1 protein-coding gene is annotated in these 245 nt (G+C 46.5%); it reads left to right on the top strand.

Annotated features, from left to right (window positions below; translation table 11 throughout):
• Window positions 1–245, top strand: a 245-nt coding sequence (locus IQR33_RS30970) for an ABC transporter permease subunit (protein ID WP_193844304.1), incomplete at both ends; no start/stop codon positions are given.

The raw sequence follows: 245 nt of genomic DNA, 5'->3' as shown, positions 1-245 counted from the left end.
GGTACTGCGGTTGTACTTTCTTTCTCCATCGCTTCTGTCCTTGGTATTTTTGCCGCCTGGAAGCGCGGTAGTAAGTACGATGCATTCGTAACGCCTGGCACATTGATCATTCAAGCTATTCCACAAATGGTTATCGCAATGTTAGCACTGTTTACCTTTGCGATTGGCCTGAAATGGTTCCCATCTGGCTATGCTTACACGCCAGGTACTATTCCTGATTGGACAAGCTGGGAGTTCATCAAGAA

It is taken from the genome of Vibrio sp. OPT46 (genome assembly GCF_015163535.1).
Lineage (GTDB): Bacteria > Pseudomonadota > Gammaproteobacteria > Enterobacterales > Vibrionaceae > Vibrio > Vibrio alginolyticus.
This window is presented reverse-complemented; position numbering and strand designations above follow the sequence as displayed.